The following is a 15,641-nucleotide window of genomic DNA, read 5'->3' on the forward strand; positions in this document are numbered from 1 at the left end:
ATCAGGATTCCTGTTCGTCACTGGCCCGCTTATGCTTGAGTAACTGCTGATTGTAATACCCGATCGTTTCCTTACGATGCAGCATCCCCAGCAGCACTCCCGCATCCTGGGCATCAACCACCGGCAACGCTTCCACATTGATGGCCGTAAACCGCTGCATAACGGTATTCAGGTCGTCATCGGGGGTCACCCGCATGAAATCAGGCTGCATGATGTCTCGCGCCAGGGCCAGCTTCCAGATCGTTTCATCGTAGAGGTAAGCCCGCACGTCATCCTCGGAGAACACGCCGATGATCCGTCCCGCGTCGTCCACCACAGGGAAGTAATGCTGTTGTGTCCCCGCCAGTGAATGCACGATTTCATCCAGGGTTTTTGATTCATGAATCAGCTGGATTTTACGATTGGGATCATACACATCGCTTACCCGACTCCCTTCCAGCACATCGATCAGGAAGTCCCCCCGGTGCGCCGGTGAATCCAGGCGGCTGGGATACTGTTTCTGGTAGAGGTGCACCCGCTGACAGAGCACGAAGCAGAGCGTCGAAGCGAGCATCGTCGGCAGGAGCAGGGAATAGTTCCCGGTGATTTCAGAAACCATGATGATCGTCGAAATCGGCGCATGGGCCGCCCCGGCGAAAAAACCGGCCATGCCCACCAGTCCGTAAGCTTCAGGCTGCGTGACCAGATTGGGCCATAGCTTCTGCAGAAACTGCCCGGTGGCAGCCCCCACACAGCCTCCAATCACCATCGATGGTCCGAATACCCCGCCGGATCCCCCCGAGCCAATCGTCAGCGAGGTCGTGAAGACCTTCACAAACGCCACCGTCAGCAGCAGTGGAATCCCCACCTTGGATGCCGATGTCAGCGCTTCCTGCAGAACGCCGTACCCGGTCGAGAGCACCGACAGGGCACGCATATCTTGATCATATAGATAGAAGAGCCCCAGCCCGACAACACCGGTCAGAAAAGCACCAACAGCAGGGCGGAACATCGGTTTGATTGGTAACCGTTTGAAGAGCCGGTTCGTGCCATAAAACGTTTTCACATAGAAAGCCGCAGACACGCTGAGCACGATCGACAGGATCGTGTAAGGAACCAATTCGAAATGGGAATCGACCGTATGATGCAGTTCATTCCCGAACAGGGGCATGAAACGCAGTGCCTGTGGCAGCGACATGCAATAGAGAGAATACGCGATGATCGACGACATCGCAGCCGGCACGATCACGTCCGATTCGAAATCCGCATTGCTGTACATGATCTCGGCGGCAAACAGCGCCCCGGCCAGAGGAGCACGGAAAATCGCACCAATACCGGCCCCCATTCCCGCCGCCAGCATGATCCGGCGATCGCGGGCTGAGAGCTTCAATTTGGTCGCCACCCACGAACCAAAGCCGGCTCCAATCTGGGCAATCGGTCCTTCCCGCCCGGCTGAACCGCCGGTCCCCAATGTCAGGGCAGAGGCAATCGTCTTGACGATCGGAATCCGGGGCTGGATTTCACCCCGTTTATTATGAAAAGCATCGATGGCAGCATCGGTCCCATGGCCTTCCGCCTCCGGAGCAATGTTGTACACAATGACTCCCGAAGCCAGACCGCCTAAAGTAATCACCGCCAGCAAGAGCCATGGTGCGAAGTTCACCTCCGTCACCTGGTCTTTGTAGAAGGAATATTCGCCGACTGTCTGCGGGTGTTCAAATCCGGCGATCGCGACCAGAGAGTGATGCTGCACAATCTGAGTTAACGCGTCAAATACGATGGCGCCAAACCCCGCCACCACCCCGATCAGGCAGGACAGCACAAACCATTTGCCACTCGTTTTTAAATCAAAGGAGGTCAGCAGGTCGTTGAGTTTTTTAAAGTAAACCATTTTGTCTTAACTAGGATGAACAACAATCTGTGTATTGCTGTATTGAATTATGCCGGCAAGCGGGACACTTCGAACACCGGGAATGCAGACCGGGCGGGTGGACATCGATCTATTTTCGGTCCTGACGGCGTTCGAAATACAATAATCTATTCTATTTTGGACTTAAAGCGTCTGCTCCAGGGAAGTGAATGGTCAGCTGTCAGCCTCTGCAGACTCGTTGTTACACATCCGCGTGGGAGATTTTACGGTAGATGACTTGGAAGCCCAGGGGGAGTTTGTCATACTCCTTACTGCATTTTTAACGCATTTGCCCTCCTTTTTCGATGTACTTGATTTCAGTCAGTGTGGAAAATTCCGAGTTTTATCTAGGTATCGAGACTTCCGGACGCAGCGGCTCGATCGCGATTTACCGTCCCGGGCAGGAAATTGCGCCCGTCTCACTGCAGCAACAGGGGAGAAAGCACGCCCAGACCCTGGTCAGCGAAGTCAAAAAACTGCTGGATCAGCTGGAAATGGCCCCTCATCAGATCGCCGGAATCGGCGTCAGCCGTGGCCCGGGTAGCTTTACCGGCCTGAGAATCGGCATCACCTTCGCCAAAACCTTTGGCTACGTGACAGGTGCTCCCGTACATGGCATCGATACCTTTGCAGCCATCGCACTCAGCTGTCCGACTGAAATTTCAGAGACCTATGTGATCTCCAACGCCCAGCGGGGCGATTTATTCGTCGGCAGATATGTCCGCAGTTCCACAGGAGAATGGCAACAGACAGTCCCCATCCATCTGCAGGACATCAACGCATTCAGCAGTGCACTTCAGCCCGGTGAAACCGTCTGTGGGCCCGGAATCGATCTGCTTGACCAGGGTAGCTTACCGGAAATCCGGATCGAAGATTTTCCCCGCCAGACACTCGCCTCCCAGGTCGCAGAACTGACGGCCGCTCTCCTGCAACAGGAGACCCCACCGGCCAGTGAAGTCTGGAACCTGACTCCCTTCTACCTTCGCAAAAGTGCAGCAGAAGAGAAGTGGGATACACAACATAATCAGTAACACGGCCGCTCTCGGAAACCTTCAATTCAATAATCCAGAATCACTGCAAGTTCTGATGACGCATAAGCAAGCGTAAAATCGTCATTTCTCATTTTCTTGAAACATTTTCCAGAAGACACTCTCGCCGCGATTCGGGCTTGGCTATAATACGGGCAGGGAATTGTTCGATTTCAGACTCCTGAGTATTATGTCTGCTGCGACGAATTCGAAAGAGTCCTGTTATTCGTTGTCGTTCACAGGCTTTCACATTTCCATTCTTCAGACTGGAGTTGAATTATGGCTCTTTACGAGATTGAAACAAACGCACATATCATGGTGGGCTGGGCTAATACTCAAGAAGAAGCGGAACACGCTGCCCAGGAGAATTACCCCGAAGATGAGATCTTGCGAGTCACTCGCCGCCCACGCGACATGTGGGTCATCTCCAAACGTCTACTGGGGATTGAAGGGCACACCGAACCCTGCGACATGGCACGCGAATGCCTCTTCCGCGCTTCGGGCGACAAAGTTCACGCCATCCGACTCTACATGCGTGACACCGGAGCCGACCTGCACGAAGCCCAGCTGGCAATTGAAACCAACATGTCTGTCGGCTGGTAATCACACCATCCCTCGTTGACTGCAGACTACACTTCTTTCATAACGGAATGACTTCAGTTCGATGATCATACAAGGAACTCTCGTCAGTTCTACAGGGACTTCTCACAGCCAGATTCGTATCGAGGGAAATCAGATCGTCGAAGTCGGCGCTCAACTGGGAGAACCGGATTTCACTTTCTCCGATGACTGCCTGATTTTTGCCGGCATGGGCGATATCCACATTCACGCCCGCGATGATATCGGGGAATCACAAACATACAAAGAAGATTTCTGCACCGCAGGTGCCGCCGCTCTGAATGGCGGGGTCGTCCATGTGGCTGATATGCCCAACAACCCCGTACCTCCAATTACCGACGAGAGCTACCACGTCAAACAGGAGCACCTTAAGCAGCGTAACCCGCCAATCCACTTTACGCTCTACGCGGGCATCGGACCGGGCACCAGTCCGCTCACATTCCCAGTACCTTACAAAGCCTACATGGGCCCCAGTGTCGGCGACCTGTTCTTCAAAACACTGGAACAGCTGGATGAAACACTCTCGCAGTACCGGGGCTGCAACGTCAGCTTCCACTGTGAAGACCCCATTCTGCTGGATGAACACGCCAACGCCGCCACTCACGAAGAGCGGCGACCCGCGGAATGCGAAATTTCCGCCACCCGCTTTGCGTTGCAGATGATCGAGAAATACGACCTCCGCGGCAAGCTCTGTCACTACTCGGTCGGAGAAGGGCTCCCCCTGATTCGCGAAGCCCGCAGCCGCGGCCTCAAAGTCACCTGTGAAGTCACACCGCATCACCTCTATTTTGATCAGTCCGATCTGACCGATGAGAACCGGGGAAAGATGCAGATGAACCCTCCGCTGCGGACAATAGAAGACCGCAAGGCCATGCTGGCTGCCCTGCGCGAAGGCACCCTCGATTATCTGGCAACCGACCATGCCCCGCATACCCTGGAAGAAAACGAGCAGGGCATCTCCGGACAACCGCACCTGGACACCTATGGTGCGTTCGTCACCTGGCTGATTCTGGACCAGCAATTCACTCCGGAACAGGCAGCCCGTTTCTGTTCGGAAAACCCCGGGGAATTCGTCAACCCGTATATTGCACCACTGAAATTCGGCAAAATTGAACCGGGCTACACCGCCAGCCTCACCGTGCTCAATCTCAAACGACCGGTGACCATCCAGCGCGAAGACCTCAAAACCAAATGTGGCTGGTCTCCCTTCGAAGGAATCACCTTCCCGGGCTCAATCGAAGCCGTCTTCGTCGAAGGACAGAAGACGCGTTAATAGCTCAGGCAGCTCACCACAGTTGAGGGTTACTGGTATTCACTAAGCTTGAGAAACCTCGCTCTACCAGACACGACAGATACAAAAAAGGGGCTGACTTCAAAGTCAGCCCCTTTTTATTTCAGAGCAGTTTAGAGCATCTTGCAGCTTAGCTGTTGCTGACGCTGGCCTGCTTTTCGCTTTCCTGAGTTGCCCGGGCAGTTGCACTTCCCGGACGGTTCATCAACCAGACCAGAACCGGGCTGGCGATAAAGATCGAGCTGTAGGTACCGACAAACACACCCAGTACCAGACAGTAAGCGAAGCCGTGAATACCTTCACCGCCGATCGCGTACAGAATCAGCACTACGATCAATGTCGTCAATGAGGTCAGCAAGGTACGAGACAGCGTCTGGTTCAGACTCTCATTAACCATACTGGTTGTCAGAGCAGGGTTCTTGCCACGAACTTCACGAATCCGGTCGAAGACCACGATCGTATCGTTCAGCGAGTAACCGACGATCGTCAGGAACGCTGCAATCATAGGCAGGTTGATCTTGAAGTCGGTCAGCCCCATTAGCGGCCCCAAAGCGGTGTTGCTCAGGTAAGCTCCCAAGGCAACCAGCCCCAGTACAACCAGCACGTCATGCACCAGAGCCACGACAGCCGCCAGACCGAAGGTGATTCGCTGGAAGCGGAACCAGATGTAAGCCACGATCGCCACCAGACTGATCAGCATCGCCATCAAAGCCGATTCCTGCATCTCGCTGGCCACAGAGCTGTCGAAGCTGTTAACTTCATCCAGTACCGCTGTGGTTGCCATGACTGTTTTCATCTCAGCTAACGCAGTTTCAAGGTCGGCAGCTGACAGGTCAGGACCAAACTGGGCAACCATCTTCTTATGACGGGCTGCTTCCGCAGAAGCATCTGCCGTTTCGTCCTCTTTCTCACCAGCGTTTGCGCCTTGAACCTGGAACTCGGGGATCCGCTCATATTTATCGGAACCATCTTCGTTCTTGATCTTGGCAATCTCTTCTTTGAGGTAAGTCTCAACCGTCGAGGGCTTCAGATCACCACTGAAGGTCAGTTCAACTTCGGTGCCAGCCGGTGAATCAGCACTCCCGGTCAGTTTTTTCACCTCGCCAAAGTCCATCGTCACTTTCCGCAGCTTATGATCGGTTCCGTCGAAGGCTTCGTTCAGCTTTTCACGAATACCGTCAGCCGCTTTCTGACCGGAGTTCTCCAGGTCGGCATCATTCATCGTGGTACGCAACCGGAAGAAACGTCCCTCCGAAGTCGGATCGTTCGACAGTTCCAGTTGTTCCAGCGTAATGCTGTTGTTAAATGCCTTCTGCAGGCTGGCGCGGACTTCGTCGATGTTCTGCTGATCTTCAAACTCGAAGGTCACCATCGTACCACCGGTGAAGTCGATGTCCAGGTTCTCTTCTCCACGGGCGATCACAACACCCATGCCGATCACAATCAGGGCCACCGAACAGGCACCGGTAATCATCCGCTTGCCAAGGAAATCGATACTGGTATCACCCACGATACTCATCATCTTCAGATCGCTGATCCAGCGTTTCCGTTCGAAGATGTCAAAGATCAGACGCCCGACATACAGGGCGGTAAACATACTCATGACAATACCGATAAACAGCGTCACGGCGAAACCGCGGACTTGGTCGGTACCAATCACGTACAACACAACTGCCACAATCAGCGTGGTCAGGTTGGCGTCCACGATCGTAGTGAAAGCCCGTGAGAAACCGTTATTAATCGCCATTCGCAGGCTGGAGCCCCGGTTTTTCTCTTCCCGGATACGCTCAAAAATCAGAACGTTTGCGTCGACCGCCATACCAATCGTCAGCACCAGACCAGCCAGGCCGGGCAGGGTGAAGGTCGCATTGATGAAAGACATGGCTCCCATCACCAGCAACAGGTTCAGCGTCAGACAGATATTGGCCACCAGGCCGGAGAAGCGATAGTAGATCAGCATGAACACGATCACGGCCACAGCCGCGATGATGATTGCCTGCTTCCCTTTCTGCTGAACGTCAACACCCAGCAGCGGGCTGATGGAGAACTCGGAGACCGGTTCCGGCTTCAGTGGAACTTCCAGGGCCCCGGCATTCAGGACGTTCAACAGGTCGGTAATTTCTTTCTGGGTAAAGTTACCGGTAATCTGCCCCTCGGATCCAATCGTGTCGATCAGACGGGGTGCCGAATGAACTTTACCGTCCAGCAACACGGCCAGGTGACGGTGGAAACCATCCTTACTGGGACGGTTTTTCGATGTCAGCTGGCTGAACAGGGTGCCGCCACGGGCATTGAATGTAAAGGCAACCGCAGGAGCACCGTTCTGGTCAGTCGACTGACGGGCCCGCACGAGGTACTTACCGGTGATGCGTCGGTCTTCGTTAGGTTCGATGATGACCAGCACTTCCTGTCCCTGGGACCCGTCTTTGCGGGTGAAGGGGCGAACGACCATCTGGTCATCAGTGCTGAAAGGCTCATCGCTGCTGACTTCTCGCCAGCTGGCGATCACGCGGCCTTCATTGTCACGCACATCCTTCCCCTTGGCTTCCATAGCCAGTCGCACTTCACGGGGATGGTCGCGGCGATTTGCGACAATATCGAATTCCAGGCTACCCAGTCGGGTAATCAGCGATTTAATCCGCTGGACGTCTTCGGTGTCGGCTCCCGGAACAATGACTTCAATCCGGCTCTGGCCAACCTTACGGACGGTCACTTCTTCGGTACCCGACGGATTGATACGACGCCCGATCGCGCCGACCATCTGGTCCATCACTTCGTTGGAAAGCTCTTTTTCGCTTTTACCCTGATCGACTTCGAAAACCATGTTCGAACCGCCGGCCAGGTCGATACCCAGACGAATGGCATTTCGCCAGTCGTGGCCATGCGAGATCTGCCAGATAAAGGGAGTCGCCGCTACGATGGCCACAAACAGGACCAGGCCGATCTTCTGTGAATACTCCTTCAACTTGAGAGCACGGGAAATCACCGCCCCCAGAATAAACGGCAGTACAAAGACAGCCAGAAGGATTAAGATGATAGTGACGGCGGATACGCCCGAAGGCGCTTTTTCGGTCGCTTCCTGAGCCAGCAGCGTTGCTGAGTGAAAATCAATCCCTGTCATTCAATTAGTCCTGAAACGATTCTTTTTGTCTGGGCCGATTCATTCGGCAATGATGATTTAAGCTGACAACTTCGTGCCAGATACTGACAAACTTCTCTGTTGAAACGCAACCTAGCTTGTTGTCTCTTTGGTTTCAACCTGATACAGCCCCTGAATGGCACTGCGACGCACTTTCATCTTGGAATTATCATCAATTTTCAGAGTCACTTCCTGATCTGACTCAGAAATATTGGCAATCGTGCCAATGATCCCACCGATGGTCACCACACGATCATTCTTCTTCAACTCTTTAAGCGCCTGCTCGCGTCGGGCCCGTTCCTTCTGTTGAGGACGGAACATGATGAAGTAGAAAAAAATCACGATCACAATCAAAGGCAACGACTGAACCAGGAACGAGGGACCAGCGGGCTGTTTGGCGGGTGTCTCTTGAGCAAGTACTAACAATGTCGACAATAAGGTGTGCATTTCGTTCTCTTCCCGGGCCAGCGTGGTAATCGATAAAGTGAGTCTCATGCGTCACTTAGATCTGACCCGCAACCCGATCCAGCAAGAAATTTCATATCAGTTTAACAGGCTCGGGTGGTTCACTGCTGTTTCGAATTTGGCCCAAACCTAAACAATTTCAGGAGTTATCCAGCAATCAAGTAAGCTGTATCTTAGAAAGATGCGTTCCAGCGGGCAAGGTGAACCGCCCTAAACTCCTCAACTTGATCATTCAGAATCGCCTCACGCAGATCCCGCACCAGTTTCTGATAAAAGGCAATGTTATGCAGCGAGATCAGAATTGGCCCCAGCATCTCCCGCGCCATGAATAAATGACGCAGATAAGCCCGGCTGTAATCACGCGAACCGGGCGAATCACACTCGGGATCCAGTGGACTCGGATCCCGGGCATGCTTTTGATTACGCAAATTCACACGTCCCTGACTGGTAAAAGCCATCCCATTTCTGCCATTTCGGGTCGGCATCACACAGTCAAACAGGTCCACGCCCCGCATGATGGCCTCGATCAGGTCGGACGGACGGCCCACACCCATCAGGTAGCGGGGTTTTTCCACAGGCAGCATCGGCGTTGTGAAATCCAGGGTGGAGTACATATCCTCAGGCTTTTCTCCTACGCTCAGGCCCCCAATCGCATACCCGGGAAATTCCAGTGGCAGCAGCCCCTCAGCCGAGCGTTCCCGCATTTTCTGATCGGTGCCCCCCTGAACGATGCCGAACAGGGCCTGATCATCCCGTTTCTGGGCATCCCGACAGCGGGCTGCCCACTTGGTCGTTCGATCGACGGCTTCCTGCATTTTTTCCAGCGGCACATCGTGTGGTGGGCACTCATCCAGACACATGATGCAGTCGGCCCCCAGCTGTTCCTGGATCTTCACTGCTTTTTCGGGCGAGAGTTCAAATAGGCTGCCATCAATGTGAGAGCGAAAGACCACCTGCTCATCATCCATCTTCGTAAGCTGGGCCAGACTGAAGACCTGGAATCCACCACTGTCGGTCAGAATCGGACCATCCCAGTTCATGAATTCATGCAGCCCGCCCAGTTCCTGCACAATTTCGGCTCCCGGCCGCAGTGCCAGATGGTACGTATTTGCCAGCACCTGCTGTGTTCCCACCTGCTTGAGCTGTTCGGGCAGTAGCCCTTTGACAGAGGCCAGGGTGCCCACGGGCATGAAAGCCGGAGTGTCGACAATGCCGTGGGGAGTATGCCAGCGGCCCGCGCGGGCCTGAGTCCGGGAATCAGTATGGATCAGTTCGAAATGAAATTGAGACACGGTCGTATTTCTGTTCAGATGTTACTTTATCGCGATCAGATCCAGGCTTCGTCAGCAGTAAAAACCCAGCGGGAAAGGCTCAGATCTGCTCCAACGCATCGTTGATAATCCCCAGATACCAGAAAGCGATGCGGAACACAACAAAGATGATAAAAGCGGCCACCATCGCCCAGATCAACCAGCCCAGCACCGCCGCCAGGGCAGCCAGGGAGCGCTGCGCGTCTTCCTGAAAGCGGGGACTCAACCGCTCCAGTGTCTCAGGCACCGTCCCGGAAGTCTCACCAACATGCACCATCTGAATGTAATCTTCAGGAAACAGCTGCGTTCCCGCCAGGGCGTCGGTCAGATCCACCCCATCATTCACGGCTGCATTGACCTGAGGGATCGCAGCAATAAACGCTCCATTACCAGTCGCTTTGAGACTGGCTTCCACTGAGTCCAGAATATTCATCCCGGCCTGCTGCGTTAGCGCGAACGCCCAGGAGAAGCGGGCGATCGCAAACGACCGCATGCAGTTGCCCACGACGGGAATGCGCAGAAACAGGCTATGAAAGAAGCGTTTCCCACCCCAGAGCCGATCCATCACCTGGTACGCGACAAACAGTACAAAAATCGAACCGAACGTACAGGTCAGCCAGATCAGAGCGCCGCTGGGACCGGACAGTCCCAGCCCGAGCACATCGATCGCCTCACCACCTCGCGCATTGGCGATTAAACCCAGCACAAGAATCATCAGCGCGATGACCATGATCGCCGCCACAAACTGAAAGACGGGCCAGGCAATCAACCGCACGAAGTTCTTTCGCAGGTTCAGCAGCTGGTCATAATGCTCCGACAAGGCTTTCAGCACTTCGGGCAGGCCGCCACTCTGTTCCGCCACACTGACCATATTGATCATCAGTTCTGGATAATAATTTCCCTGGAGCTTAAGCGCCGACGTCACATCGTTCCCGGCCTTCAACTCAACGGTGATCTCTTTCACGGACTCCTGCATCCGCCGATTCCCCAGTTTTCTCCCGGCCAGCTGAAAGCTTTTTGTGATCGGCACACCGGATTCCAGCATCGTACTCAGGGAACGACACAGCATCGCCAGAGACTTCATTGAGGCACGTGCCTTGAACATGGAATTCGCTTTCGGGAAACATTCAGAATCAGAAACAGGACCGTCAACCCGTTCATTATGTCGAATTACGACTTATCTGAGAGTGACAATCTTCTACACATTGCGAAAAAAAACAAAATTTGTCAGAGTGAACCCTCGGTCTTTCAGAATTTGTTTACAGAAATCGATCCTGGGAAAATGATTGAATGGATTTTTTAAAGTTAGCGGGAAAACGGATTCTCGTATTTGGAGTCGCCAACCGTAAAAGTGTCGCTTATCAGACGGGAAAGGTCCTGGAGGAAGCAGGCGCCGAAGTGATTTACGTCGTTCGCTCGGAAGCCCGCAAAGAATCGCTGTCCAAACTTCTGAAAGACGCACCGATCTATATCTGTGATGTTGAACATCAACAGGAAATCGATCAGCTCCAGGCGGACATCAGCCAGAAATACGATGTTATCCACGGCCTGGTCCACTCCATCGCGTTTGCAGATTACTCAGCCGGCTGGCTTCCGTTCCATGAAACACCCCGCGCCGCTTTTCTGCAGGCAGTCGATATTTCCTGTTTCTCCCTGATCGCAGTTTGTAATGCATTCAAAGAGCTGCTCGATCCAGAGCAGGGGAGTGTGGTGACGATTTCGATCTCCACCACCCGCATGGCGGCGGAAAATTACGGCTACATGGCTCCCGTGAAAGCGGCCCTCGATTCCTCGGTCTGCTTTCTGGCCAAGTCGTTCTCGAACTTCTCGCAGGTTCGCTTTAATGCCGTCTGTCCCGGTTTACTGAAGACGTCCGCCTCCGCAGGAATTCCCGGCTATGTGGACAGCTACCTGTTTGCTGAAAAAGCCACTTTAAGAAAGTCAGCCGTCCAGACTAGTGAAGTCGCAGATACCGTCGCCTTCCTGATCAGTCCCCGTTCCTCGGGTATCAATTCGCAGGGAATCGTTATTGATGCCGGTATGGGCACCAACTATTTCGATAACCAGATCATCTCAGAGCAGTCGACCTGAGTGCCTGACGACCAATAAAAACAGCCGACGGAATAAAAATTCCGTCGGCTGTTTTCGTTCACATCACGAACGAGACCTGCGTCCCGTCCCTGATTAAGCATTAATTCTTCTTCTGTCCTTTGCCTTTGGCTTTCCCTTTGCCACCGGCACCTTTACCACGGTTCTTCATCATTTCTGCCCGTGCGGCCTGGCGTTCTGCGTCATCCAGTTTGCCGTCGCCATTCTTGTCGAATTTCTTGAGCATGGCTTCACGATCGAACCCGGGACGACGACCGCCCATCGCTTTGCGAGCTTCCTGACGTTCAGCTTCGCTGAGCTTCCCATCGCCGTCTTTGTCGAACTTTTTCACCAGTTCTTCACGGCTCATGCGCGGGCCACGCTGGCCCATTTTTTCGCGGGCTTCGCGAGCAGCTTTGCGTTCGTTTTCATCCAGTTTGCCGTCACCGTTTTTGTCAAATTTTTTCATGAACTCTTCGCGGTTGAAACCCTGACCACCCTTTTCACCACGGGCAGCCCGAGCAGCCGAACGCTCTTCTTCATTCAGCTTGCCATCGCCGTCTTTATCGAATTTTTTGAGGATCTCCTCACGGTTGGGGCGCTGTCCTTTTTTCCCCTCTTCAGCCTGCGTTGCAGAGCTCCATGAAAACACAGCCATACCCAGTGCACACGCAGTAACGATCCGATTCATTTTCATCAAGACAGCTCCTCATTCTCAAAATCTGTGGAAACAGGAATCAGCTTCCTGCAGCGGTTTCAGTTAACACGGTATCAAACGCGAGAAGGAGGCAGAGGTTTCGCGGATTCTCAGAAAATATTCAGAAAACGTGATCGAAGTCGTCGCGTAACCCCTTGAAAACCGGGCTTTTCTGACGCATCCCAGGTAAAAGCTGATCTTGCCTCATTTCGGCAAATCACACTATGATGCCGCTCCTGTGGGCTGCGCCTGTTCCAGTACACCTTACATCTGATGCCTGTATTCCCGAATTCGATGAACACAACCGACCCGTTAGCACGATTGAATCAGATTGAAGCGCAGCGGATCTGCATTATCAAACCCAGTGCCCTGGGTGACGTCGTGCAGACACTCCCCATCCTGCCGGTCCTGAGGCAACGGTTTCCCAATGCCCGCATCTCCTGGGTCGTCCGAGACAGCTTTGCCAATCTTCTGGAAGGACATCCCTGCCTGGATGAAATCATTCCCTTCCAGCGACGCAGCTCAGCAGGACAGTGGTGGCAGTTTCTCAAGTCACTCAACAAACAGAAATTTGATCTGGTCATCGATCTGCAGGGCCTGCTCCGTACCGGCATCATGACTGCCGCCACCCGCGCTCCCTGGCGGGTCGGTATCGAAGCAGCCCGCGAAGGTTCACACCTCACCTGTAACCTGACCATCCCCGATACGGGACGCTATGTCCCAGCCTGGCTCAAATACTGGCGCGTCGCTGATGCCTTTGGACAGGGAAAGCTGAAACGCACGACTGACATCTATCTCTCCGAAGATGACCAGAACTGGGCACAGAAAAAACTGTATTGCCCTGAGTATCCTCTGCCGACTCTCGCGATTCACGCGGGCGCGCAATGGATCACCAAACGCTGGCCTCCGGAAAGCTTCGCTGCGGTCGGTGCCAAAGCCATCCGTCGCTTCCGCTGCCAGGTTGTCCTGGTGGGAACCTCTGCGGAAAGAGAACTGACCGGCCATATCGAAAAACTGCTGCAAAAGTTCGTCCCGACCGGCAGGGTCATCAATCTGGCAGGGGAAACAACGCTCAAACAACTCGCCGCGGTGCTACAGCAATCCGACTTTGTCCTCACCAATGATTCCGGTCCCATGCACCTGGCTGCCGGGCTCGGTACCCCTGTCACCGGCATCTTTACCTGCACCAGTGCACTTCGCTCCGGACCGCCGGGAGACAAGCACGAACTTGTCTCCACGAATGTCAGCTGTGGCGGCAGCTATAACAAACGCTGCCCCAAACGCGGACCACAGAATCTGTGCTGCATGGAAGAGTTGGAAGTCAGCCGCGTCTGGCAAGCCCTGCATCGCCTGATCACACGCGAAGCAGTTGAAAGAACGCCGAAAGCAGCCTGACGCTTCTCGCAAGCGGTCATCAAGGGCGCCTCAGCTCGTAGTAGCGACTTAACACGCGGACCCGATAAATCTGATAAGCCGTGATCATTCCCAGAATCGCCAGCACCATAGCGTAGATGACGGGGTACTGCCATAACTCTACCAGTTCGGATCGGGCCAGTACCAGGACAGCAAACGAGAGCAGTGAAAGCACCGTGGTAAACAGCACGAGCCTGACGTAAAAGAACAGTCCAGATGAGACAATGAGCATCGGATATCCAATCAGCAGGATCCCGATCGGCGCATCGGCGAGCATCAGCAGTCCCGTCAGCAGCGCAACATCCGCCGCAGACCAGCAGTAACGCACCCGTTTTTTGTTCGGAAAGTGATCCAGACCAAACTGAAAGAACACCACCAGTGCGCCCCACAGACCAAACAGCGACATGATCCGCAGGTGATAATTCAAATCAACGCCCTGCGTAGAATACACGGTCTGAATTATTCCGACTGCCAGCAGGATCGCGGAGAGCCGCGATACCAGTGCCGGCTTGCGACGGAACCAGCGCTGGAATTTCTGAATCATGCCGGCAGGTTGTGCCTGTAGAGGTTCTCCAGCAATGAACCGTTCCAGATCCGCCGCCAGTTCGCGGGCCGACTGGTAGCGTAATGCGGGATCCTTCTCGAGACACTTCAGACAGACCAGTTCCAGACTACGGGGAATGTTTCTGTTATGCGAATGGGGGAGTGCAGGTTCACCTTCAATTACCGCCACCAGCGAATCGAGCGGACTGCTGTGTTTGAACGGAGATACGCCGGTCAAAAGTTCATACAGAATAATACCCAGACAGAAGATATCACTCCGCGTGGAAAACTGATCCAGTTGCCCCGCGGCCTGTTCGGGTGACATGTAGCCCGGAGTCCCCACGATCATGCCCGTCTGTGTGCGGGCATCGGTCCCTGAGCCACCCGGCAGTCCATCGTAGAGTTTCGCCAGACCAAAATCGGTGACATAAGCCTGGCCCGCTTCATCGATCAGAATGTTCGACGGTTTTAAATCGCGGTGAATGATCTCCTTGGAATGCAGATACTCGACCGCCTCGGCAACCTGCTGCATGAGTGAGGCGACCTCGTAATAATTATCCGGCGCCACCTGGGAAAGCGGGCGAAAATCGGGACTCGCCAGTGAACCTCCGCCAATAAAGTCCATGGTGAAATAATGCTGCCCCAGATGCTGGCCCACTTCGTGAATCGCGACAATATTCGCGTGCTGCAATCGACCAGCGGCCTGGGCTTCCAGATAGAACCTACGGACCTCGTCTTCGGATGCAAACTGATTACTGAGGATCGTTTTCAGTGCCACGACCCGATTCAGATCTTTCTGGCGTGCCTTATAGACGATGCCCATCCCGCCGCGTCCCAGCTCTTCCAGCAGTTCATAATTGCCGAACTCCCGCGCGAGCAGGGGGGGCGCCTGTCGGGATGCGTGGGGAGAAACTGGCAACGTCGCATCATCGGGCCCCAGCTCAACCGATTCGGGATCACTGTCTGACTGAGGCGCGAGACGCTCCAGGGAATCCAGACAGGCCATCAGTGGTTTTAACTCGGGATTGACTGCACGCAGACTCTGACAGCTGGCATCATCCTGACGCTGCAGGAAGTCCAGGTACTGATTCAGTACTTCTACCTGCTCAGATTGCTCATTCGACTCGTCGGTCACGGGCTGCAGTCTTTCTTAAATCTTCA

General features: G+C 54.1%; 12 protein-coding genes. 5 read left to right on the top strand and 7 right to left on the bottom strand.

Annotation, left to right across the window (positions count from 1 at the left end; all coding sequences use genetic code 11):
• Position 1: 1 nt before the first annotated feature.
• Positions 2-1,870 carry a chloride channel protein gene (locus RID21_RS01380; RefSeq protein WP_350186839.1) on the bottom strand — a complete coding sequence of 623 codons (1,869 nt, stop codon included), beginning with the start codon at positions 1,868-1,870 and terminating at the stop codon, positions 2-4.
• Positions 1,871-2,214: 344 nt separating this feature from the next.
• Between RID21_RS01380 and tsaB the strand changes: the two genes are divergently transcribed.
• The 3 genes from tsaB (at position 2,215) to RID21_RS01395 (ending at position 4,807) form a co-directional block, all read left to right on the top strand.
• Positions 2,215-2,919: a tRNA (adenosine(37)-N6)-threonylcarbamoyltransferase complex dimerization subunit type 1 TsaB gene (gene tsaB, locus RID21_RS01385; protein ID WP_350186840.1), complete on the top strand. Its 705-nt coding sequence runs from the start codon at positions 2,215-2,217 to the stop codon at positions 2,917-2,919.
• Between the two features lie 276 nt (positions 2,920-3,195).
• Positions 3,196-3,519, top strand: coding sequence for a DUF6793 family protein (locus tag RID21_RS01390; protein WP_145040278.1), 324 nt, complete (start codon positions 3,196-3,198; stop codon positions 3,517-3,519).
• 61 nt (positions 3,520-3,580) lie between these two features.
• On the top strand, positions 3,581-4,807 hold the full coding sequence (locus tag RID21_RS01395) for an amidohydrolase family protein (protein WP_350186841.1): 1,227 nt from the start codon (positions 3,581-3,583) through the stop codon (positions 4,805-4,807).
• A gap of 148 nt (positions 4,808-4,955) precedes the next feature.
• Here RID21_RS01395 and secD read toward each other — a convergent pair whose 3' ends face one another.
• The 4 genes from secD to RID21_RS01415 all read right to left on the bottom strand — a co-directional run bounded on the left by secD (position 4,956) and on the right by RID21_RS01415 (position 10,844).
• A complete protein-coding gene (secD, locus tag RID21_RS01400) occupies positions 4,956-7,946 on the bottom strand; it encodes a protein translocase subunit SecD (RefSeq protein ID WP_350186842.1) in 2,991 nt (996 codons plus the stop codon).
• Positions 7,947-8,057: 111 nt separating this feature from the next.
• Positions 8,058-8,459: a preprotein translocase subunit YajC gene (yajC, locus tag RID21_RS01405; RefSeq protein ID WP_350186843.1), complete on the bottom strand. Its 402-nt coding sequence runs from the start codon at positions 8,457-8,459 to the stop codon at positions 8,058-8,060.
• A gap of 143 nt (positions 8,460-8,602) precedes the next feature.
• Positions 8,603-9,721, bottom strand: a complete 1,119-nt coding sequence (tgt, locus tag RID21_RS01410; protein ID WP_145184081.1) for a tRNA guanosine(34) transglycosylase Tgt — start codon at positions 9,719-9,721, stop codon at positions 8,603-8,605.
• A gap of 79 nt (positions 9,722-9,800) precedes the next feature.
• A complete protein-coding gene (locus tag RID21_RS01415; RefSeq protein ID WP_350186844.1) occupies positions 9,801-10,844 on the bottom strand; it encodes a type II secretion system F family protein in 1,044 nt (347 codons plus the stop codon).
• A gap of 185 nt (positions 10,845-11,029) precedes the next feature.
• Here RID21_RS01415 and RID21_RS01420 point away from each other — a divergent pair, with 185 nt between their 5' ends.
• Complete coding sequence (locus RID21_RS01420; RefSeq protein WP_145040266.1) at positions 11,030-11,830, top strand: enoyl-ACP reductase FabI; 801 nt, start codon at positions 11,030-11,032, stop codon at positions 11,828-11,830.
• Positions 11,831-11,930: 100 nt separating this feature from the next.
• On the opposite strand, the gene RID21_RS01425 is transcribed toward RID21_RS01420, so the two are convergent.
• Positions 11,931-12,524, bottom strand: a complete 594-nt coding sequence (locus RID21_RS01425; protein WP_350186845.1) for an EF-hand domain-containing protein — start codon at positions 12,522-12,524, stop codon at positions 11,931-11,933.
• A gap of 294 nt (positions 12,525-12,818) precedes the next feature.
• On the opposite strand from RID21_RS01425, the gene RID21_RS01430 reads away from it, so the two are divergent.
• Positions 12,819-13,919, top strand: coding sequence for a glycosyltransferase family 9 protein (locus RID21_RS01430; protein ID WP_350186846.1), 1,101 nt, complete (start codon positions 12,819-12,821; stop codon positions 13,917-13,919).
• Between the two features lie 19 nt (positions 13,920-13,938).
• On the opposite strand, the gene RID21_RS01435 is transcribed toward RID21_RS01430, so the two are convergent.
• The gene (locus tag RID21_RS01435; protein ID WP_350186847.1) at positions 13,939-15,615 is read right to left on the bottom strand and encodes a serine/threonine-protein kinase; all 1,677 of its coding nucleotides are present in this window, start codon (positions 15,613-15,615) and stop codon (positions 13,939-13,941) included.
• Between the last annotated feature and the right edge of the window lie 26 nt (positions 15,616-15,641).

This window comes from Gimesia sp. (assembly GCF_040219335.1).
Taxonomy (GTDB): Bacteria; Planctomycetota; Planctomycetia; order Planctomycetales; family Planctomycetaceae; genus Gimesia.

Bases quoted from the DNA above. Each gene is read 5' to 3' on its own strand.
- RID21_RS01380 (WP_350186839.1), bottom strand. From the start codon at position 1,870: ATGGTTTACTTTAAAAAACTCAACGACCTGCTGACCTCCTTTGATTTA.
- yajC (WP_350186843.1), bottom strand. From the start codon at position 8,459: ATGAGACTCACTTTATCGATTACCACGCTGGCCCGGGAAGAGAACGAA.
- RID21_RS01425 (WP_350186845.1), bottom strand. From the start codon at position 12,524: ATGAAAATGAATCGGATCGTTACTGCGTGTGCACTGGGTATGGCTGTG.
- RID21_RS01430 (WP_350186846.1), top strand. From the start codon at position 12,819: ATGAACACAACCGACCCGTTAGCACGATTGAATCAGATTGAAGCGCAG.
- RID21_RS01390 (WP_145040278.1), top strand. From the start codon at position 3,196: ATGGCTCTTTACGAGATTGAAACAAACGCACATATCATGGTGGGCTGG.
- RID21_RS01415 (WP_350186844.1), bottom strand. From the start codon at position 10,844: ATGTTCAAGGCACGTGCCTCAATGAAGTCTCTGGCGATGCTGTGTCGT.
- secD (WP_350186842.1), bottom strand. From the start codon at position 7,946: ATGACAGGGATTGATTTTCACTCAGCAACGCTGCTGGCTCAGGAAGCG.
- RID21_RS01420 (WP_145040266.1), top strand. From the start codon at position 11,030: ATGGATTTTTTAAAGTTAGCGGGAAAACGGATTCTCGTATTTGGAGTC.
- RID21_RS01395 (WP_350186841.1), top strand. From the start codon at position 3,581: ATGATCATACAAGGAACTCTCGTCAGTTCTACAGGGACTTCTCACAGC.